This is a genomic window from Pedobacter metabolipauper (genome assembly GCF_004362715.1).
In the GTDB taxonomy this organism is placed as follows: Bacteria; Bacteroidota; Bacteroidia; order Sphingobacteriales; family Sphingobacteriaceae; genus Pedobacter; species Pedobacter metabolipauper.
Genome location: NZ_SNYC01000004.1, coordinates 1,295,736 through 1,317,186 on the forward strand (window position 1 = coordinate 1,295,736; position 21,451 = coordinate 1,317,186).

The window sequence follows — 21,451 nt, forward strand, 5'->3', positions numbered from 1 at the left end:
TATCCTTATGGGAAGAGCATTTGAGTTCCGAAAAGAAAGAAAATTTAAACGTTGGGCCAAAATGGCCGTACAATTTACCCGGATAGGGAAGGAGATTGTAATGGCGGTGAAGGACAATGGACCGAATCCCGATACCAACTCCCGTTTACGTACCGCAATACAAAACTCCAAGGCCGTAAATATGCCGAAGGACCGCGTAGATGCGGCCATTAAAAGAGCGTCTAACAAAGATGAGAACGGATATGAAGAGCACGTTTATGAAGGATACGCCCAGCATGGTGTGGCCATCCTGATTGAGACTGCTACTGACAATACCAACAGAACCGTTGCCAATGTACGCAGCTATTTTAATAAAACGGGTGGAACATTGGGCAAAACCGGGTCCCTTGATTTTATATTTAACCGCAAATCTATTTTTAGGTTCCTGCCGGCTGAGAAAGACCTGGAAGAACTGGAATTTGAACTGATCGACGCCGGACTTGAAGAATTGTATCTGGAAGCAGACGAAGAAGGTAATGACATTGCGGTTGTACAGACTGCGTTTGAAGACTTTGGAAAAATGCAGAAAGCACTGGAAGATCTGGGTGTTGAAATGAAAAGTGCTAAGCTGGAGCGCATCTCCTTGTCTACTACCCCAATCACAGAAGAACAGGCTGTTGATGTGTTTAAACTTATTGATAAACTGGAAGAGGACGATGATGTTCAGGCCGTTTATCACAATATGGCCGACTAATTTTTAGTTGTGCTGTGCAAATAACCAGGGCATTAGTTCGGGCTCTGCAAACGCAGAGTCCCAGCTATTGTGGTTGGCATTTGGATACAGCGTAATCTTTGGCGTTTTGCCCAATACCTTAAGCTGATCGGCAATCTTTGTTGAAAATACGACTGGCACTACATCATCTTTTTCTCCGTGAAAAATCCATAAAGGCACCTTCTTGTACTTCTGAACATTGGCAATGTGATCGCCTCCGCAGATGGCAAATGCAGCGGCAAAGGTTTTAGGCTTACGCCTTAACAGTTCATAAGTTCCCATGCCTCCCATAGATAGTCCGCCAACATATACCCTTTTTTTATCTATAAATGGCTTGTCCAGAAAATTGTCGATCATTCCCAATACCGCATGCATCGGCGGCGTTGGCTTACCTCCCTTTACGAAGTTAAACTCACGTTTACCACCCTGCGTATTGATCTGCACATTTGCCCAGTAGCTTTGATTGCTGCATTGCGGGAACACCACAATGGCTGGGAACTTTTTGCGGAATGCCGGATCTAAGAATAACTTACCACCGTTGTTAAGTTGCTTCTGGTTGTCAGTGCCGCTTTCCCCGCGGCCATGCAAGAAGAAAAGGATCGGATATTGTTGCTTTGCATCAAAATTCTCCGGAAATAAGATCCGGTAGTAGATGCTGTCTTTACCATTAATGTAATTCCCGCTGTCATATTTCTTTAAATCTTGTGCATTTACAACTATTCCGTAAAACAGAAATGTGATTGAGGCAATTAATTTCAATGTTTTCATTGTACTAATCTAGTTAATTCTTTGATCTTTTACCAAACTTCATCCGCCATGGTTATTTATCCTGAATTCCTTTTTCCGAGCCAGTTCTCATCAGAACTTATTTCAGGATATTAAATATTCCTGAATTTGAAAATGATAAGAGCGATTTGAGCCCTGTATCGCTGCCATATTTCAACATTCCTGAATTCTGGTTATACCGAATAATAAACGTTTAGAACATTTGAGATTTGAAGAACATACAATTAAAGTACAATGCCATTAAAGCACAATGCAACTAAAAACACCATACAATTAAAGTACAATACAATTAAAGCACAATGCAACTTAAAGTGTGAGCTTAAATTTAGCTTCCTTAACGTCTCTGGAATTGGTTCCGATAAAGACTTTAAAGTCGCCCGGCTCTGCGGCATATTTCAGGCTTGAATTGTAGAACTTTAAATCATCCGCGCTGATCGTAAATGTTACGGTTTTAGTCTCGCCAGGAAACAGGCTGATCTTCTGAAAGTTCTTGAGTTCTTTTACCGGACGGGTGGAACTGCCAACCAGATCCTGAGTATATAGCTGCACCACTTCTTTTCCTTCTCTTAGACCTGTATTGGTTACGGCAACACTTACCGTAATGGAACCACCCATTTTAAAGCTTTCATTGCTTAGTTTAATGGGGCTATAGGCAAAAGAAGTATAGCTGAGGCCATATCCAAACGGATATAAAGGGTCGTTGCTTACATCCAGGTAATTGGATCTGAACTTGCTAAACCACTGGCCGTTTTGTAACGGGCGGCCTGTATTTTTGTGGCTGTAATACAAGGGCACCTGTCCTACGTTTTGAGGGAATGTTGCGGTTAGCTTTCCGGATGGATTTACATCACCAAACAAGACATCGGTAATGGCAGCAGCGGCTTCTGTACCACCAAACCAAACGTTCAGGATGGCGGGTACATTTTCATCTTCCCACTTTATGGCCAGCGGACGACCGGTAAACAATACGAGTACAACAGGTTTTCCTGTTTTAAGCAGTGCCTGCAGCAAACGTTTTTGAACATCTGGTATTTCGAGATTGGTACGGCTGGAAGCTTCTCCGGTCATTTCAGAGGCTTCGCCAAGCGCGGCAACCACCACGTCCGACTTTTTAGCCACTTCCACCGCTTCTTTGATGATCTCTTCTTCAGGGCGGTTGTCCCTCGGGATATCACGGCCAAACATGGTGGCCCTTTTCTGGTAAGCCTCATCAGCAACCAGGTTGGCACCCACACTGTGCAGGATCTTAACGGATGATCCCAAAGTTGCTTTCATCCCGTCAATTAAGGATGCAGTACTGGCAAGATCACTGTTTACACTCCAGGTTCCCGGCATGTTTGTACCTGTGTTTGCCAATGGACCGATTACGGCAACTGTTCCTGTTTTTCTAAGCGGAAGGGTCTGGTTGTCATTTTTTAATAAGACAAAGGATTGTCCTGCTGCCAGACGGGCATACTGCAGATGCTCCGGTTTTAAGATCTCGGTCTTTGCACGTTCCTCATCGCAATAGCGGAACGGATCGGCAAATAAGCCCAGTTTATATTTTGCTTCCAGTACCAGACGGCACGAAATGTCTATCTGTGCAGCCTTTACCTTACCTTCCTGTACGGATTTCTTTAGGGTGGTTAAAAATCCTTCGCCAACCATATCCATATCCACACCTGCATTTAATGAAAGTGCAGATACCGTTTGCAGATTACCAAGGCCATGGTCCATCAGTTCATTTACGGCCGTGTAATCGGTAACTACAAAACCTTTAAAGCCCCACTGCTTGCGTAACAGATCTGTCATCAGCCATTTGTTGGCCGTTGCCGGTACACCATTAATATCGTTAAAAGAAGTCATGATGCTTCCTGCTCCTGCGTCTATTGCTGCTTTATAGGGCGGGAGGTAGTCATTGTACATCCTGTCCAAACTCATGTCTGTTGTATTGTAATCCCTTCCGGCCTCTGCAGCTCCATAAAGCGCAAAGTGTTTTACACAGGCCATGATGGTATTGTATCTCGAAAGGTCGTCACCCTGGTATCCCTTTACCATGGCGCGTGCTATTTTAGAACCCAGGTAGGGATCTTCTCCTGATCCTTCAGAGATCCTTCCCCAGCGCGGGTCCCTGGAAATGTCAACCATCGGAGAGAAGGTCCAGTTTAACCCGTCAGCACTCGCTTCAACAGCGGCTATCCGCGCAGTTTTCTCTATTAATGCCAAATCCCAGCTGCAGGATAGTGCCAATGGAATGGGGAAAGTGGTTTTGTAACCATGGATCACATCCTGCCCAAAAATAATAGGGATCTTTAACCGGCTTTGCTGAACGGCAATTTCCTGTGCCTTGCGGATCTTTTGCGGAGTAGTAAAACTAAACATTCCACCAACCTGACCTTTTTTTATTTTACTTTCCACGTCGCTGCTTACTACAGATCCGGTAGTGGCCTCGCCGCCCGTCAGTAAATTTAACTGGCCTATCTTTTCATCAAGTGTCATTTTAGACATCAGTCCGCTAATGAAGGTGTTCATTTTAAGGTCAGCCGCTGATACAGTTTTTTTCTGTTGTGCAAATGCAGCTGTACAGCTCAGTACGATCGAAAAGATAAATAAGCAGGTTGGTTTCATGGTGTTTTTATTTGATTAAGTAAGGTGTGATGGCTTCCTGCCAGATGGCATAACCTTTTGGGTTCATGTGAAGCATATCATTAAGAAATAAGTCAGGTCTCAATTTGCCTGCACTGTCCAGCATTTTGCTGGTAATGTCTATGTAAGATGCGTTTTTCTGTGTTTTTATATATTCTTCGATCAGCGCATTGGCTTTAAGAAGTTCTTCGGCAAACTGAATGCGCGAAGGGCTTAGTTTCATGGAAACGTAAGCGATGTTTGTTTTTGGGAGCTGGGTACGGATGTTGTTGAAAAAAGTACTGAAGCGTTCAAAAGTTTCTTTTCCGCTTACGCCACTTGCAATGTCATTTTCTCCGCTGTAAATAACAACCTGTTTCGGTTTATAATCGAGTACCAGCTCTTTGATATAGTCATTGGCATCTTTGAGGCCGGAGCCGCCAAAACCGCGGTTGATCACGTTGTATTTTTTGAAGATGGTCTCTGCATCATTCCACATCCGGAAAGAAGAACTGCCGATAAAAACGATACTGTTCTTTTTAAGCCTGGACAGGCTGTCCTGCTTTTTAAAATTCTGGATCTCATTCCAAAAGGGTTTGTCTTGTGCAGTGGTTTGCAGCGAAACGAATACGGCTAGAACGAATGCGGTAATGATCTTTTTCATGATTATTTTTATTAGGCCATCAAAATACTATTTTATTGCAGAAGTATTAAAACCTAATTTTAGTAATCCGTTCTGGATGGCCGGATCACTCATGAATAATTTCCAGAGCAAGCCGCTGCGGTAGTTTTCGATCATCACGATAATAGGCCCCTGATCAATCGCCAAATGCGATTTTGCATACCAATTGTGTTCTTCACTAAAGGCATCGGTAAAGCCATACTCGGACCAGATCTTATCGCCAAGGTCGAAATAAAAATGTTTCAGTGCCTGCATCGAATATTCAGGTGTATACGGGAATGATGAAAGGGCTGCTGTTGGTGTAATCACGCCCAGATCTTCTGAGGGTGAATGGGCAGCATAGCCCTGCCAGCTGTCGCTGGCCGTTAGGCCCCAGCTACTGGCCCCGTATCCTTTAAATTTTTTAGGATTTTCCAGCACATAGGCGCGGTTGATCAGCGTGTGGTTTTTATTCTGTTCCCAGTAATCGGCATATTGATCTTTAAGGCCGCGGGGATCAAGCCCCAGAAACGAATAATGAGCAAAGAATAGTGGTCCTCCATAGTTAAAGCCTAATGGGAGTTTATGATCGTAAAAGGTTTTTCCGTTGAGGAAGAAATTACTTTGTGCCCAGCCGCGGTGATATACCGACGCTGGTACAGGATAACGTTTTGCAGATGCCGCCAGCACATAAGTGATCAGACATTCATTGTAGCCCCGTAAGGGAAAGTTCATTGCCCATCCATTATTCGGACTCCAATGCCAGTAAAGAACCTCTTCGCCGCCCCGGGTAAACCAGTCCCATTCAATCTCGTCCCAAAGCCAGCTGATGCGGTTTCTCAACTCATTCTCAACCGGGTTATCGGCATTGTAATATTGGCGAACGGTAAGCAGGCCCTGAAAAAGATAGGACGACTCTACCAGGTCCGCTCCATCATCTTTACGGCTAAATGCAATGGTTTTTCCGGTAGCACCGTTTAACCAATGCGGAAATACACCATGATAGGCATCTGCTTTGGACAGGAATTTTACCATTTTCAATAAAAACCGGGACGCACTGTCTCTCGTAATCCATTTACGTTCTGTAGCCACAATGGTAGCCATAACGCCAAAGCCTGTGCCGCCCGTGGTAACCACTTCATTCCCATAATCAAAGGCCACATTGCTTCTTTCCCTGGCCAGTCCGCTTACCGGATGGGCAAAATCCCAGAAATAACGGAAGGTTTGCTTTTGTACCAGGTCCAGCAGCTGCTCATCACTCAGGTCTTTCTGAATCTTTAGTTCTGGTTTGATCTGGATCTTAACCGCTTCTTTTTTCTGTGCAGATGCACCCATACTAAAAAGGAATAGAATAAGAAAAGAGATTTGCGTTCGGAAAGAAGAGAAGTGCTGCGGGTTCATATCAATGGTCATTTATTAAAATTATAATTTAGGACTTGAAAAGCCAAGGTTTTTCATTCCTGTTTTTACTTCAGGGCAGCTCATGAATAAGTTCCACAACAATGCACTGCGGTGATTTTCGATCATCACAATAACAGGTCCCTGATCTATTGCGAGTGTTGAGGTGGCAAACCAGGTATCATGTAAGGAGAAGGCATCGGTAAAACCGTATTCATTCCAGATCTTGTCACCAAGCTTGTAGTAAAAGAACTTCAGTGCTTTCATGGACTCTTCCGGGGTATATGGAAAAGAAGCCAGGGCTGCAGTAGGAGAGATGACACCATTGTCATTCGCCGGTTCATGCGCCAGGTAACCATTGATGTCATCACTGGCGGTTAGTCCCCAGCAATTTTCACCATAGCCAAAAAAGTTCTTAGGATTGGCTTTTGAGTAATTATAATGGATCAACGCGTGTGCCTTGTTTTGAGTTTCATAATTGGCATAGGCATCGGTTAGGCCCATCGGGTTGATGCCCAGAAAGGAATAGTGTGCAAAGAATAAGGGGCCTCCGCTTGCCGGCCCTAAGGGCAGCTGTACACCGTAATAACTGTTTCCGTTTTTGATGGAACCGCCATTGGCCCATCCGCTGTCGTACACTGCTTTAGGTATGGAATGCGTAGTAGACGAAGCGGCAAGAACATAAGTAACCAGGGCTTCATTCCATCCCCGGAGTGGTACATTCATTTCCCAATTAAAATTGGGGCTCCAGTGCCAGTATAAGGTATTGCTGTTGTCTTTACGGTACCAGTCCCATTCTACGGCACCGTATAGTGCATTGATGTCCGCTCTTAGTGCAGATTCAGCAGCATCTGCAGCGTTGAAATACTGACGTACGGTAAGTAGTCCCTCCATCAGAAAAGAGGTTTCTACAAGATCACCACCGTTATCCTTTGTGCTGAAAGCAATGACCTTTCCGGTATTGCCGTCTATCCAGTGCGGATAGGCACCATGAAAACGATCCGCTGTCTTTAGAAAGCCAATGATCTTTTGGAGCCTCGCCAAACCTTCAGCCCTGCTGATGAAATTGCGGTGGATGCCGGTGATGATGGCCATCAGGCCAAATCCGGTTCCGCCTGTAGTTACCGTATTTCCAGATGTATTTCTTTCGCGGGCCATTCCGCTTACCGGATGCCCGAAGTCCCAGAAGTATTTAAAGGTTTGCTGCTGTACCAGCGTAAGCAGGGCTTCATCAGAAATTTCCGGAAATTTATTAGCCGGATCTACTTCGGTAACAAAATTCGCCGTAATGCCGCTGAGCAGACTGCCGCCTCTGGCCGATTTTAACCGTGTTGTTGCATCCAGAAAATACTTGGTTACTGGCAGTAATGGTGTTTTTGGTGTGATGATCACGGTTTTATTGTCGTCCGCATACGTAATAGTCAGGGCCACCGCCGTATTGTTCTTGTCTTTCAGCGTAATCCCGCCCTCTGAGCCTTCAATCGTAGTTTTATCGATTGCTTCAGAAAAGGAGATTTTGAATACAGAATTGCGGATGATTCCATAGTAACTGAAACCCGCACTCAGTTCATTTACTTTTAATGCAGTGAAAGTGAATGATACCGGAGTTGGATCAGGCGGATCTACTACGGTATCCTGTTCATCTTTTTTACAGGATACCAGCAGCAGCAAGACGGCAAAGGCAGCATAACAATAGGTACGGATCATCATCACGAATGGGGTTTAGGGCAAAAGGCTACCTGCCTTTTGCTTCCAGTTTATAAATTGCACCTACTTCTGTAGCGGCAAGGGCTTTATTGTAAATACGCATTTCATCCAGCATTCCGGTATATGGGAGCATCCAGGAGTCTGGAGTACCCCATGGGGTACCCAGCTGCTGCTGAAAACCGCCAATGATAAAGCGGGATGCATCCGTCATGGTGATGTTGCCAAGCGGAGCGGTTCCGTTCTTGCGGTCAGACATGCTTACCGGGATCGTTAATGCCGTACCGTTTACATACATGGTATATTTAGAGGTTGCCGCATCGTACGAAAAGGCAAAATGTGTCCATTTTCCATAAATACCATTGATCCTTAAGTCATTTGTAAATTCTGCCCACTGACCGCCAAAATGTGTTTTAACCAGCATTTTGTCATCTGTAGTGCTGTTGCCTTCTATGGTAAAGAACAGGTTGCCCCAAAAATCACTTGTTCTTGGCAGCATAAATACAGCTTGTGCACCTCCGGTATGCCGGTCGGTCTTGATCCATAAGGTAGTGGTAAAGCTGTTCAGGTCTTTCAGGTTGGTGCCTGGCGTAGTTGCATAGGTTACAAATCCATTGCTGCTGCCTTTATACGCATTTCCTTTAATTCCTTCGGCATAGGAGATGTTTGTAGCCACGCCTTCCATTCCGCTTTTCTTCTCTTTGGTGGTATTCTCAAAATCCCAGTGCGCCACTAAATTAGCAGGTGCTACATCGTCTGCAAACACGAAGCCATCGATAGCAGGCTGCTGTGGGGCGTAATCATTTGCCTCTTCCTGGCATCCAGCGAAGATGGAGAATACAGAGCATGTTGCGATTAACGCCAGGTTACCCAGCGTTAATCTTATGTTGTTTTTAAATAATTTCATGGTGTTGATGGTTTAGTTGTAACCTTGGTTTTGTGTCAATACTCCTGCACTAAGATCAATCTCATCAGCAGGAATTGGCCATACTTCATTCTTATTTGCTTTCCAGCCTTTAGGGCCGAAAATGGCTAAGGCACGTCCCTGACGGATCACATCAAAATAACGGTCAAATTCCATAGCCAGCTCTACTTGTCTTTCATGCCAGATGGCTGTTCTAAGCAATACTTTATCACTTGTCGTTACATCTGCCAGGATGAGCGGATTGCCTTGTCTGGCGCGTAACCGGACTGCATTTAACGATAATTTGGCTTTTGCTGGATCATTCAGCTCATTGGCAGCCTCTGCATTCATCAGCAGGACTTCTGCATAGCGGATTACCCGTACATTCTGATCAGCACCCTGGTTAAATCCATTCACGAAATAACTGGAAGGCACGTATGATTTTTGGTTGTACATCGGATTCGCACCAGTAGCTGGAATCACATCGCCTTGTGGTGTGGTTTCTCCACGGAAAATGATGGTTGCATTCATTCTTGGGTCATCGGTCTCAAACGCATCAACAAGCGCTTGTGTTGGGATGTTAAAACCCCATCCGCCCCAGTTAACGCCAGCTACACCCTGAACCTGTGAGTACTGGCTGCTGGATGCATCGGCAATGGACTGAACCAGCTGGGCCTGTATTTCGAATACAGACTCTGAGTTGTTTTCATTCGGAATTCTAAACGTACCCTCAAAGCTTGGAAATAGGCTGTAGCCCATACCCATCACGGTATTGGTAAGTGCCAGTACCTGATCCCATTTTTGCTGGTACATCGATACCTTGGCGTGCAAGGCCAGTGCCGCTCCCCTGGTAATGCGGCCAATGTCTGCCGTTACATTTGTTGGAGGCAGTACTGCTGCGGCCTCTGAAAGATCAGTTTCAATAGCTGCCCATACCTGTGCTTTAGGGGTACGCGGCAGATTGTATTCGCTCGCATCTTTTGGCAGGCTTAAACGCAAAGGGACATCACCAAATGCCCTTACCAGCCTAAAGTAAGAGTAGGCCCTTACAAATTTGGCCTCAGCAAGATATTTGCTTTTAAGAGTGGCATCCATGTTGATCCCTGGAACATTGCCCAGGATCTGGTTGGCCAGGTTGATGTTTTGATATTGTCCTTTCCAGAAGTCTTTCAATTGTCCTTCTGTGGAGGTTGCTGTAAAATTGTCAAAGTTATTGTGGAAAGGTGCATCACTTGGAATACTGCCTTTTTCTGCTTCATCAGATCCCATGCTCTCTATTGCAATTGGGGCAAATGCCGTATTTTCCCAGCTGCGTAGGTTTGCATACATCGCATTTACAGCTTTAGATGCATCTTCCTGATTTTTCCAGAATTCTGTAGCCTGTGGTTTCCCCTGGGGGTCGACTTCTAAAAAGCTCTTTTTACATCCTTGCGAAAGTACCAGTACGCTTAATGCAGCGAAGGCAAGGCGTTTAGAAACGGAGTTGTTTTTTATATTAAATTTCATGATTCTGCGGATTAAAAAGTTACATTCAGACCAAAACGGTAGGTAGCAGACAATGGATATACGCTATTGTCGATACCCGCATTTACAGGATTACCTCCGGATACCTCTGGCGAGAAGCCTGTGTATTTGAAGAAATTAAATGCATTTTGTGCATCAGCAAATACACGGATCCGCTGTAGTTTTAATTTGGACATTAAGCTGGCAGGTAAATTATACCCAAGCTGAATGTTCCTGATCCTGAAGTAGCTGCCATCTTCTACGTACCACGAGTTTGGATTTGCATTTTGTCCACCGCCAATATCTGCACTTGGGTAGGAATTTGAAGTACCCTCTCCATGCCAGCGGTTGTCAAAGAAGTCTTTTGAATAGTTCTCCGCACCAAATCTCAATCCTTTGTTTGCATTGTATACTTTTACACCTGCAACACCCTGGAAGTCTACCGCCAGGTCAAAGTTTTTGTAGGCGAATGAGGTATTAAAGCCATAAGTATATTTTGGGCTTGGATTGCCTAAAGACACCCGGTCTTTCAGGTTGATGATTCCGTCACCATTGATGTCTGCATATTTGAAATCACCCGGACGGGCGCTGGCGCTTTGTGCGGAATTGGCAATTTCTGCTGTATTCTGGAAGATGCCATCAACCAGTAAGCCGAAGAACTGCCCGATTGGCTGTCCAACAATGGTACGTGTGCTCAGCAATCCGCTGGTAGCAGCACTACCACCGGCAAAAATTGGGTTTGCACCGGTCTCTGTCGACAATACCGTATTGTTGTTGATGCTGAAGTTACCATTTAGTGCGTAAGAGAAACCATTCTCCAGTTTTTCGTTCCAGCCAAGGGTTAATTCAACCCCTCTGTTGCGGAAGGAAGCCTGGTTTCCAATGATGGAACTTCCGGAAGTACCGATAGAACCCAGTACCGGAATATCAAAAATACCGTTTAAGGTCTTTTTCTCATAAAAGTCCAGCTCAAAATTCAACCGGTTATTCAATGAGGTACCCTCGACGGCCAAATCTATACCCTGTCCTTTTTCCCAGTAGGTAACAGGAGGGACAATAGAAGTGATGCTTCCGCCTTGTGCAGGCTGCCCGTTATAAATGGCGGTAAATTGTCCTTTTTGATCTACCAGTATGGTTGATAGGTTGGTAGGTACGCCTGAATTTCCGACGATACCAAAGCTACCCCTGAATTTTAAGGTGTTGAACAGCTTCTGGTCTTTCATGAAATCTTCATCACTGATGATCCATCCGGCACCCACTGAAGGGAAGTAACCCCATCGCTGATCTCCCGTAAATTTAGAGGATCCATCTGCACGCAAAGATGCATTTAACAGATACCGGTTTTTAAAGGAGTAGTTTACCCTTCCAAAATAAGAAGCTGCAGTAGACATGTCGCCACTATCGTTAATGCTTCTTGGAAACTGCGCATTCTGTCCGTTTGGTGTGCCTAATGTTAAATACCGGTCGCCATCCCTGGTGTTCGGAACATTATAGGCAGAAGCAGTAAGGGCATATGATTTATACCGCTGTGCAGTCTGACCAGCAAGCAGGGTAAACCGGTGATCACCAAGGATCTTGTTATAGGTTAATGTATTTTCAATGATCCAGTTGCGGGTCTCCGCTCTTGAAATGCTCAGTAAGCTATTGTCGTTTCTCTGAACCTGTGTGGCCTTATAGACCGGGTTATAGCCAACTACCTCTCCGTTTCCAAATTCACCACCGAAGCTGGTACGTAAGGTTAGGTCTTTGATGATCTTTAGTTCAGCAAATACATTACCGGTAACGCGGTAGTTTTTAGAGTTCTGGTCAAAAAAGTCGAGTTGTGCCCTTGGGTTATTTGGCTGTGATCCTACCGGGTAATCATTCGGATCGCCGTAGCTTCCGTCTGCATAGAATTGCGGTACAACAGGGGCTGCGGTATAGGCCTTGTAAACGATGCCACCTGGCAGATCTGCCGACTGGTTCGATTGAAGGATTACATTGTAGCCCAATTTGATATAATCTACAGGCGTGAAATCTCCGGTAAACCTTCCGGTAAACCGTTCAAAGTCATTCGTTTTAATGATCCCTTCCTGTTTCAAATAACCTGCAGAAAAGCTATAGCTGGATTTTTCTGCCGAGCCTCCAACGGTAACGTTGTGATTGGTTTGCAAAGCATCCCTTAAAATTACATTCAGCCAGTTGGTGCCTTCACCGTATTGAGCAGTATTTGAAAAAGAAAGCGGCTTTTGCTGAACGCTGTTCTGCTCGTTGATCAGTGTGGCGTATTCTGTACCATTGGCCATATCAACCTGGTTTGTTGCTCTTTGGTAGCCAACATATCCATCATAGCTGACGGTTGTTTTTCCTTTACCTTTTTTGGTAGTGATCAGCACCACACCATTTGCTGCGCGCACGCCATAAATGGATTGTGAAGACGCATCTTTTAAGATAGACATACTTTCTACATCATTTGGGTTTAGGAAACTGATGTCATCATACCAAACACCATCCACTACATAGAGTGGGTTTACACTGCCATACACAGAACCGACACCACGGATGCGGATCTGTGGTGATGAACCTGGTGATCCTGAATTGGTGATCTGAACGCCTGCTACTTTCCCCTGTAATGCGCTTAGTGCATTTGTAGAGGCTTGTTTGGAGATCTCTTCTCCTTTTACATTCGCAACAGCACCGGTCACATCGATCTTTCGCTGTGTTCCGTAGCCGACCACAACTACTGCTTCCAGGCTTTGCGAGCTTGGCGCCAGGGCGACATTAATGGTGGTTTGATTGTTTACTGCAACTTCTTTTATAGTGTAGCCTATATAAGAAAAAACCAGTGTAGCATTAGCTGGTGCGTTAATTGAATAGCTGCCTGTGGCATCTGTTTGTGTTCCTGTTTGCGTTCCTTTTACCAGGATGCTCACCCCTGGAAGAGAGGTTTTGTCATCATCGTCCGTAACCACACCCCGAACAGTGATGTTCTGTGCGAATGCGGAATTGATTAAAAGAAAGCATAGGAAAGTTAAAACAGAAAATTTAGTAAAGATTCGTTTCATACTGTTTATTTATATTAGTTGGTGTAAATCTCAGCCTACTAAATGGCTAAAACAAATAATGTACCTCTACATTAATACAACATAGGGAAGTGTGTACTGGCTTAAAGAAGGAAACCTAAATGGTTATTGGTTCAGAAAACGCCTTTGTTATTGCATAGGACGGGTAAGCAGGGCATAGAAATGCAGGGGGTAAAAAGGGGAATGTGGTATTGGTTTTTGGGGGTATGAGAGGTAATGATGTAGTGCTACAGCACCATTAAGAACTCTACAAGGTTCTTATCATGCGGCACGTTTAACTTTTTCCGGAGCCTGTACCGTCTTATTTCTACTCCCCTAAGCGAAATGTTTAGCAGGGAAGCCATTTCTTTACTGCTCATGTTCATGTGCAGGTAAGCACATAGCTTAAGGTCATTCGGTACCAGGTCGGGATGATTGGTCTTTAACTTTTTAAAGAAGCTTTCATGGGCCTCATTGAAACTGCTCTCAAAAAGATTCCAGTCCCGTTCATCATTCATGCCTTCATCAATTACCTTTTGGATCTTTCTCAATTGATCTTCTCCCAAAAGCTTCCCGCTGGAATCTTTTAGTTTTAGCATCTCCTGACTTAATTTCTGCAGGAGCTCATTTTTGTAGACCAGGCTCATGGCCGAGTTTGCAAGTTCCCTGTTCTTACCCGCCAGCTCTGCCTGCAGCTTTTCTGTCTGGATCCTGATGATCTGTTTTTCTGTGGCTTCTGCTTCTTTACTGAGAAATGCCTGTTTTTCTTCCTGCAGTTTATCTGTAATGGCCTGCTGATCTTTTTCAAGTCTCCTTTCATACAGCCGTTTGGAAGCAATCAATAGCGCAATGATCAGCAGGAAATAGATCACAAAAGCGAAATTACTCGCATAAAATGGGGGTAATATGGTAAACTCAAATGCTGTAATTTGACTAACCAGTTCCTCATTGATCTTAGCCCGTACTTTAAATACATAACTGCCGCGGCTTAAATTGGTAAAGTCTTTTTGTGATGCAGGGCTCCAGTCTGACCATTGCCTGGAATATCCTTCCAGGTAATATTGGAACCTGATCTTAGCCTGCCTGTAATAGGGGAGTGCAAAAGAGATGCGGATGTTATTTCTGCTAAAAGGTATTTCAATTTCAGAACCGCTGTTGCCTGTCTCACTAATGGTGCTGTATGTATCTGTAACGTCTTCAATTTTACGGATGAGTACGTTGGGAAGGTTAACCTTTTGGGACTTATTTTGTTCATTAATGGCATTATAGATCACAAATCCATCATCAACACTGATCAGGTAAATGCCGGCACTGATGCGGCTGATATTTTCGTAATACTGCACCATTCGTCCATCCAGCATACTGAACCTGTTGGAATCAATATGGATCTTTCCGGGTATGGACAGGTCTGCAAGACCCATTCTTCCGTTGTTGATGAACCAGTATTTTCGGGCACCTGCTGCAATGATCTTATTTGAAGTAGAAAAACTGCCCGATTTTTCATTCAGTGTTTTGTAACTCGAAAACCGGTCGCTGATCTCATCATAGGATAAAAATCCCTGATCTGAAGAGAAGATCAACCGGTTTTCCAGGGTAAATATGTTGATGTTATAGTCGCCCGGAAGCCCGTTCTTCTCCGTATAGGCCTTAACGGTATTTGCCTTTTTTAAATCCGGACTAAGAGTGATCTTATACAATCCCTTGTAGGCATGGCTTACCCAGATGTTACCCTTTTCATCTTGTTCTACGTATCTTGAAGGTTCCCAAAAGCCATCTATTTTATGGTGAAAGGTCCAGAGACCGGCTGCATTCTTTTTGTAAAGAACCAATCCGGTGTAGGTTCCCTGGATCAGGAAATCAGGATTGGAGTTTAACTTCTTAATGGTCCAGCCGCCTTTTACCGTCGATATGCGCTCAAATGTATTCCCGCTTACCCGATAGGTTCCCTCATTGTGTCCGCAAAGTAACTGCCCGTCAATTTCGGTCAGGTCCCACACTTGTCCCTGAGAGCCGGGAATTAGCTGAAAACCGAAGGCGTTATTTCCATTTCCTTTTGCCCAGGAGCTGTAAAATAACCCCTGGTTTGTACCCAGGTAAATGTTGTTTTTATAAATGAGGCTGGAATATACGGTTCCAAACTGCCCGCTTTTGTCGAAGTAAAAATAGAGCGGGGAATTTATTTCTATACGGTCAATGCCATTGTCGAGACCAGTCCACAGGTTCTGGTCATCATCAGCATAGATACTCAGTACCGTATTGTTCTGCAAGCCGCTCGACTTGTTGATCCGCTGCACAATTCGCCCATCATCATCGATGATGATTACCCCGTTTAAGATGCTGCCAAAAGCATAGTACCTGTTGAGCACACGGGTGCCATTATTGAGCTGGTATGTTTTAAGAAAATCATTTGCAGGCGTGTTAAATGGCGTAAAGCTCTGTCCGTTGTAAATGAAGAGGCCGCTTTTACTTGTTCCAATGAGCAAACTTCCGTTCTTATAGGGTAAAATGGATAGTATTTCTGAAGGGGATATGGCTCCTGAATTTTTTAAGGGCACCAGTTTATTCCCCAAAAGTTCAGACAGGCCTTTGCCAAGTGTTTCAATATAAAATCTATTGCCCACCTGGTGCAGAAAAAGGAATGCACTTTCTCCTTTAACAAGGCTGATCTTTTTGTGATCATAAATGTAAATGGCAGAGAAAGATTGAAAGATTACCCGGTCTTTACTGGTATATATTTTCCAGATCTCATCTTTGAGTGTACCCGGCTTTGGGATGAGATTAATTAGGGAGGTATACGTTAGCCGCCGGTTTTTATTAGACCAGTACCCGAACTCACCAAAACCTCCGGTATAGATAATGCCCTGATCATCTGTTGCTACAGACCGCACAATTTGCCGGTTTGGCATTTTATATTGCTGCCAGTACTTACCATCATATGTAAGCAGGCCCTGGGCATTGCCAAAATACATGACCCCTTTTTTGTCTTTCGCTATCGACCAGTTTTGATTGCCGGAAAGGTATACTGACTTCGGGTAATTTTGAACATAGGGAACCCCGATGCTTTTGATGTCATCCGCTGCGGCATTAAAGGTGAACATTAAAAAGAGCGTATACAGAAAAAAGCATTTCCTAATACAGGTCATTTATAGTTGGTTAGTTTTATTTTACAGCTACGGGCTGTGGTACCTTTACATAATATCCGGTGCCATCGTATGTCCGTTTGCGCGGATTGGTTGTGCAGGCAATGGAACAACATCCCTGTAGGGTTTCGCCACAGTCGTCACATTGCGTGATGTGTTCATTACACTCCGGATTGGCACAGTTGATCATTTTTGGCGTAGTCTTTCCGCAATTGTAACAGGTAGATATAACCGTTGGATTTACTGTGTTTACATCAACGGCGATCCGGTTATCAAATACATAACATTTGCCTTCAAAATCTTCTCCACCAGCTTCCTTACCATATTTAATGATACCGCCATGCAGCTGATAAACATCATTAAAACCATGGTGCAGCAATAAGGCAGAGGCTTTTTCACATTTTATACCACCAGTACAATAGGTAAGTACCTTTTTGTCTTTGTATTTAGCAAGCTCATTGATCTTCTCCGGGAAATCCCTGAAGTTCTCTATATCCAGGGTAACGGCATTTTTAAACCTGCCCAGGTTGTGCTCATAGTTGGAACGTACATCAAGGATCACCACATCTTCCTGCCCGATCATCTTCTGAAATTCTGCAGGCTCTAAATGTTTGCCGGTCTGTACATTGGGATTGATGATGTTGGGGTCCCTTAATCCGGAATGTACAATTTCCGATTTATAGCGGCAGTGCATTTTAATGAATGAAGGTTCTTCTACGTCATCAATTTTGAATTCTGTTTTTGCAAAGCGTTCGTCTGCATGGATGGCAGCCATATAGGCTTCGCAGTCTTCTTTGGCACCTGAAACTGTTCCGTTAAGGCCTTCATCAGCCACGATGATGCGGCCTACAAGGTTTAAGGATTTACAGAAGGCAAGATGCTGGACAGCAAATTGTTCTGCGTCTGCTATGTAACTATAGCAATAGTAAAGTAAAGTCTGGAATTTTTTCATATTCATTGATACCGTTGCAAATGGCGTTTAATGCGCCGCAAAGCTAAGAAAAAAATAATTCAAATTGTTAATTGTAAGAGGCAGGGGCAGAGCAGGAGTAATGAACTGCATGGTTGACAGGAAAGATGGGAGTTAGTAAGCTATATGGTTAACCGGATGAGATTCGATTTAAGAGCTATATTGTTAAGCCAGAGAGATCAGAGTTAAGCAGGAATAGTGAGATGCACTGCTGATAGCGGAAAATAGAAACTGAGGATCGGCAACATAACAGATTGTTTAAGAAAAGCATGATCTGTTTCAACTTATTTTTTAAATAGCCGAAAAATTTCATTTTATTTATATTTTGAATCCTAAAGTTTACTGAAATGAACAAATATAAAATCCGGATTGCAGTTGTCGTATTATTCTTTATTTCGGGCAGTTTGTCTGCACAAAAGCAAGCGGAACGATGGACGGAAGAGAAAATTAATGCCTGGTATGCTAAGCTGCCCTGGTTGGTTGGTGCAAATTATACGCCCGCTTATGCGATCAATCAGCTTGAATTTTGGCAAAACGATACCTTCGATCCGGCAGTGATCGATAAAGAATTGGGCTGGGCACAGGGGTTAGGAATGAATACATTGCGTGTGTATCTTCATGATCTGGCCTGGAAACAGGATGCCAAAGGATTTAAAAAGAATATCAACACCTTTCTCTCCATAGCGGAAAAGCATAAGATTAAGCCTTTGTTTGTCTTTTTTGACGATTGCTGGAATGCAGAAGGAAAGATTGGCGTTCAGCCTGCACCTAAACCCGGTGTTCATAATTCTGGCTGGCTGAGAAGTCCGCTGAAATCAACCCATGATGACCCTGCACAATGGGGTTATTTAAAAGCATATGTTCAGGATATCTTAAAGACTTTTGGTAACGATAAACGCATTTTACTGTGGGACCTGTACAATGAGCCTGGTAATTCAAGTTATGGCAATAAGAGCATGCCCCTGCTTAAAAGCGTATTTGGCTGGGCCAGGGAAATTAACCCTTCACAGCCGGTAACCGCCGGGATATGGCATGATAATTTAAAAGAACTTGATGCCTTTCAGCTTGCAAACAGTGATGTAATTACCTACCACCATTATGATCCTGCCCCATCACATCAAAAACGTATCGATTCACTGAAAGCCAAAGGCAGACCATTGATCTGTACCGAATATATGGCGAGAAGGAATAATAGTACCTTTCAAACCATACTTCCAATTTTGTATAAGGAAAGGATCGGAGCGATTAACTGGGGGCTGGTTGATGGCAAGACAAATACCAAATATGCTTGGGACGAACCGATCAAAGATGGTTCTGAGCCACCGCTATGGTTTCACGAGATCTTTAGAAAAGATGGAACTGCTTATGATCCGAAAGAAACAGAGCTGATCAAATCACTAACAAGCCAGGCCAACAAATAGGGTTGTAACATTCCTGTCATGCGGTGGTGTTAAATAGATTATTATTAAGTTTGCGGCGTTATCAACATAACACAACTGAAATTTAATACTAAAATAAAAATGACTAACACACCATTGAAATCATTGTGGCTGGCAGCAGGCTTATTACTTGGATCCACCGCAGTTTTTGCGCAAGACAATCTTGTAAATTCTCTTAAAAACAATCAAAGTGAAAACAGTACAAGCGGCTTTACTTTTACGCCTGTAATTAATGCGGAAGCAACATCGGTTAAAAACCAGAAATCATCTGGTACCTGCTGGAGCTATAGCACCAATTCCTTTTTAGAATCAGAAATGATCCGTATGGGCAAAAAGCCTGTAGATCTTGCTGACCTGTTCACCGCACGCAATGCGTATGTTGAAAAAGGTGTAAACTACGTACGTATGCATGGATCCGTTGCTCTTGGTGATGGTGGTGCTTGTCACGATGTAATCAATATGTTTGCTAAATACGGCGCAATGCCGCAGGATGTATACACCGGTAATGATTATGGAAATGGCAAGTCGTCAGACAATATGAACAAAGTAACCAAAGCCATTCTGGATAAAACCATCGGTGCTCCGGACGGTCAGTTCGATAAAAACTGGAAAGCAAAATATGTAAGTACCATTGATTCTTGTATGGGTGCTGTTCCGGAAAGCTTTACCTATGAAGGTAAAAAGTATACACCAAAAACATTTGCTTCTGAAGTAGTTGGAATCAATCCTGAAGATTATGTAGAACTTTCATCTTTCAATACTTCTCCATATTATAAGAAGGCTGTATTGATGGTTCCTGATAACTGGTCATACGACCAGGTGTACAATGTGCAAATGGACGATATCACTAAGATTATTGACAACGCGCTTAAAGGTGGCTATACTGTAGCATGGGCTACCGATGTTAGTGAGAAAGGCTTTAGCTGGAAAAATGGTGTGGCTTACGTACCTGCAAAAGATTTTGGAACCATGACAGATGACGAGAAGAAAAGCATGTTCAATGGTCCGAAACCGGAGAAAGAAATTACAGTAGATCTGCGTCAGGCTGCTTTTGATGAATACCAGACTACAGATGATCACGGAATGCAGATTACCGGTGTTGCCAAAGATCAGAACGGTAAAGAATATTACATCGTCAAAAATTCATGGGGTGCCAGCAATGACTATAAAGGTTATTTATATGTAACCAAAAACTTCGTTAAGTTTAAAACCACTGCATTTTTACTGCATAAAAAAGGAATTCCTTCAGATATCAGAAAGAAATTAGAGATCTAGTAGCATTAAAGATTTCTAATAAAAAGAGGCACTTCATTATTGATCTGCCTCTTTTTTTTGCGACGTAGGTGGGTACCCAAAGTACTTTTTAAATGCAAAGGAAAAATGTGAAAGGTTTTCAAACCCGGTTTCAAGATATACCTCGATTGGTTTTCTTCCCTCGTTAGACAACTGGTGATGGGCAAGTTCCAGCCTTTTTTGGATGAGCCATTTTTGAGGTGTGTTATTGAATGCCTTTTTGAAGTCGCGTTTAAATGTGGTCAGACTTCGCCCGGTCATGCGCCCAAATCTTTCCATATTCATGTTGAACATATAGTTCCGCTCCATGAAATCGACAAGATTGATCTTCTCGGCCTGGGAAAAATCTGCAAGTACGTTATCTATGTTTGGATCAAGGGCGCTAAGAATGGTAATTGCTTCCTCAATCTTGACCGAAATGATCTTTTCCGGAAGTTCGCTTTCCAGGTCAAAATAGGGGATCAGCGAAGCAAAGAAACTTTCCAGGAGCGGGTGTTTCTTATAGGTCTTGATCTGATAATTGTCGACTTGTGTAAACTGAGGCGGATTTCTGGAGTAAAAATCCTTCAGCCTTTCTGGTCTGAAGAATATAACGATAGCCTTGTAGGGTAGCCCGTTTTTCGGGTTTTTAATCAGTGTAGACAATTGATTGCAAGGAAACAACATCGTGTCGCCAGGTCCAAACAGGTAGGAGCGGTCTGCCTGTACCACCTTCATTTCCCCGGAAATGATCCTGGCAAAGGAATGGTGCTCCAGGGCAATCTCGTCCTTGAAATATTTCTCCTCTATACAAGACAAAAGGATTTCAGCATATCTGTTTTGCTCTTTTCCGCCCATGGATCTTTAAGATAGCTTAGCTTTTATGTACAAGTTCCAGCTCATAACCGTCAGGATCAAGAACCCATGCGGCATAATACCCTGGGTAGTATTCGGGGAAGATCCTTGGCTCATATATCATTTGGGCTCCGGCTTCCAAAGCAGCTTTGTAAAATGCATCAACTTGCCCATGGTCTTCAGCTACAAATCCAATATGCATTCCGTCTGGGTTAGACTTACCTTCTTTTAGCCAAAAGAATATGGTCTTGCCATCTCCAAAACCCTTAAGATCCGGATGGCCATCCTGTCCCTCGAAATTCATGGCCATTGTGATTCCAAGTGGCCCGAAAGCCTGGGTATAAAAAGCGACTGAACGCTCGAAACTGCTTACGGTAAGTATAACGTGATCAATCATAATTTTGAATTTTAGTATACTCAAAG

Annotated in this window: 15 protein-coding genes; 3 read left to right on the top strand and 12 right to left on the bottom strand. The window is 43.7% G+C overall.

The features are described 5' to 3' along the window. Window positions 1-7 precede the first annotated feature (7 nt). Window positions 8-733, top strand: a complete 726-nt coding sequence (locus ATK78_RS12220) for a YebC/PmpR family DNA-binding transcriptional regulator (RefSeq protein ID WP_133576351.1) — start codon at window positions 8-10, stop codon at window positions 731-733. 3 nt (window positions 734-736) lie between these two features. On the opposite strand, the gene ATK78_RS12225 is transcribed toward ATK78_RS12220, so the two are convergent. From ATK78_RS12225 to trhO, 10 genes are all read right to left on the bottom strand, one after another. Continuing rightward, complete coding sequence (locus ATK78_RS12225; protein WP_133576352.1) at window positions 737-1,519, bottom strand: carboxylesterase family protein; 783 nt, start codon at window positions 1,517-1,519, stop codon at window positions 737-739. Window positions 1,520-1,843: 324 nt separating this feature from the next. Continuing rightward, window positions 1,844-4,144 (bottom strand): beta-glucosidase BglX, encoded by a 2,301-nt coding sequence (bglX, locus tag ATK78_RS12230; RefSeq protein ID WP_133576353.1) that lies wholly within the window; start codon window positions 4,142-4,144, stop codon window positions 1,844-1,846. Window positions 4,145-4,151: 7 nt separating this feature from the next. After that, the gene (locus ATK78_RS12235) at window positions 4,152-4,805 is read right to left on the bottom strand and encodes a GDSL-type esterase/lipase family protein (RefSeq protein WP_133576354.1); all 654 of its coding nucleotides are present in this window, start codon (window positions 4,803-4,805) and stop codon (window positions 4,152-4,154) included. A 27-nt stretch (window positions 4,806-4,832) separates the two neighbouring features. Next, window positions 4,833-6,215, bottom strand: a complete 1,383-nt coding sequence (locus tag ATK78_RS12240) for a glucoamylase family protein (protein ID WP_243732511.1) — start codon at window positions 6,213-6,215, stop codon at window positions 4,833-4,835. A gap of 9 nt (window positions 6,216-6,224) precedes the next feature. Continuing rightward, window positions 6,225-7,910 (bottom strand): glucoamylase family protein, encoded by a 1,686-nt coding sequence (locus tag ATK78_RS12245; protein WP_243732512.1) that lies wholly within the window; start codon window positions 7,908-7,910, stop codon window positions 6,225-6,227. A 25-nt stretch (window positions 7,911-7,935) separates the two neighbouring features. Then, window positions 7,936-8,811: a LamG domain-containing protein gene (locus ATK78_RS12250; protein WP_133576355.1), complete on the bottom strand. Its 876-nt coding sequence runs from the start codon at window positions 8,809-8,811 to the stop codon at window positions 7,936-7,938. A gap of 12 nt (window positions 8,812-8,823) precedes the next feature. Beyond that, window positions 8,824-10,314, bottom strand: coding sequence for a RagB/SusD family nutrient uptake outer membrane protein (locus tag ATK78_RS12255; protein ID WP_133576356.1), 1,491 nt, complete (start codon window positions 10,312-10,314; stop codon window positions 8,824-8,826). A gap of 11 nt (window positions 10,315-10,325) precedes the next feature. Beyond that, window positions 10,326-13,355 (bottom strand): SusC/RagA family TonB-linked outer membrane protein, encoded by a 3,030-nt coding sequence (locus tag ATK78_RS12260; protein WP_133576357.1) that lies wholly within the window; start codon window positions 13,353-13,355, stop codon window positions 10,326-10,328. Window positions 13,356-13,600: 245 nt separating this feature from the next. After that, window positions 13,601-16,495: a triple tyrosine motif-containing protein gene (locus ATK78_RS12265; RefSeq protein ID WP_133576358.1), complete on the bottom strand. Its 2,895-nt coding sequence runs from the start codon at window positions 16,493-16,495 to the stop codon at window positions 13,601-13,603. A 16-nt stretch (window positions 16,496-16,511) separates the two neighbouring features. After that, on the bottom strand, window positions 16,512-17,444 hold the full coding sequence (gene trhO / locus ATK78_RS12270) for an oxygen-dependent tRNA uridine(34) hydroxylase TrhO (RefSeq protein WP_133576460.1): 933 nt from the start codon (window positions 17,442-17,444) through the stop codon (window positions 16,512-16,514). A 365-nt stretch (window positions 17,445-17,809) separates the two neighbouring features. On the opposite strand from trhO, the gene ATK78_RS12275 reads away from it, so the two are divergent. Then, entirely contained in the window at window positions 17,810-18,883 is a 1,074-nt protein-coding gene (locus ATK78_RS12275; RefSeq protein WP_133576359.1) for a cellulase family glycosylhydrolase, read from the top strand. 99 nt (window positions 18,884-18,982) lie between these two features. Next, window positions 18,983-20,176 (top strand): C1 family peptidase, encoded by a 1,194-nt coding sequence (locus ATK78_RS12280; RefSeq protein ID WP_133576360.1) that lies wholly within the window; start codon window positions 18,983-18,985, stop codon window positions 20,174-20,176. 36 nt (window positions 20,177-20,212) lie between these two features. Here ATK78_RS12280 and ATK78_RS12285 read toward each other — a convergent pair whose 3' ends face one another. Together ATK78_RS12285 and ATK78_RS12290 are read right to left on the bottom strand one after the other, a co-directional pair. Beyond that, on the bottom strand, window positions 20,213-21,031 hold the full coding sequence (locus tag ATK78_RS12285) for a helix-turn-helix domain-containing protein (protein WP_133576361.1): 819 nt from the start codon (window positions 21,029-21,031) through the stop codon (window positions 20,213-20,215). 16 nt (window positions 21,032-21,047) lie between these two features. Continuing rightward, window positions 21,048-21,425, bottom strand: a complete 378-nt coding sequence (locus ATK78_RS12290; RefSeq protein ID WP_133576362.1) for a VOC family protein — start codon at window positions 21,423-21,425, stop codon at window positions 21,048-21,050. Window positions 21,426-21,451: the final 26 nt, after the last annotated feature.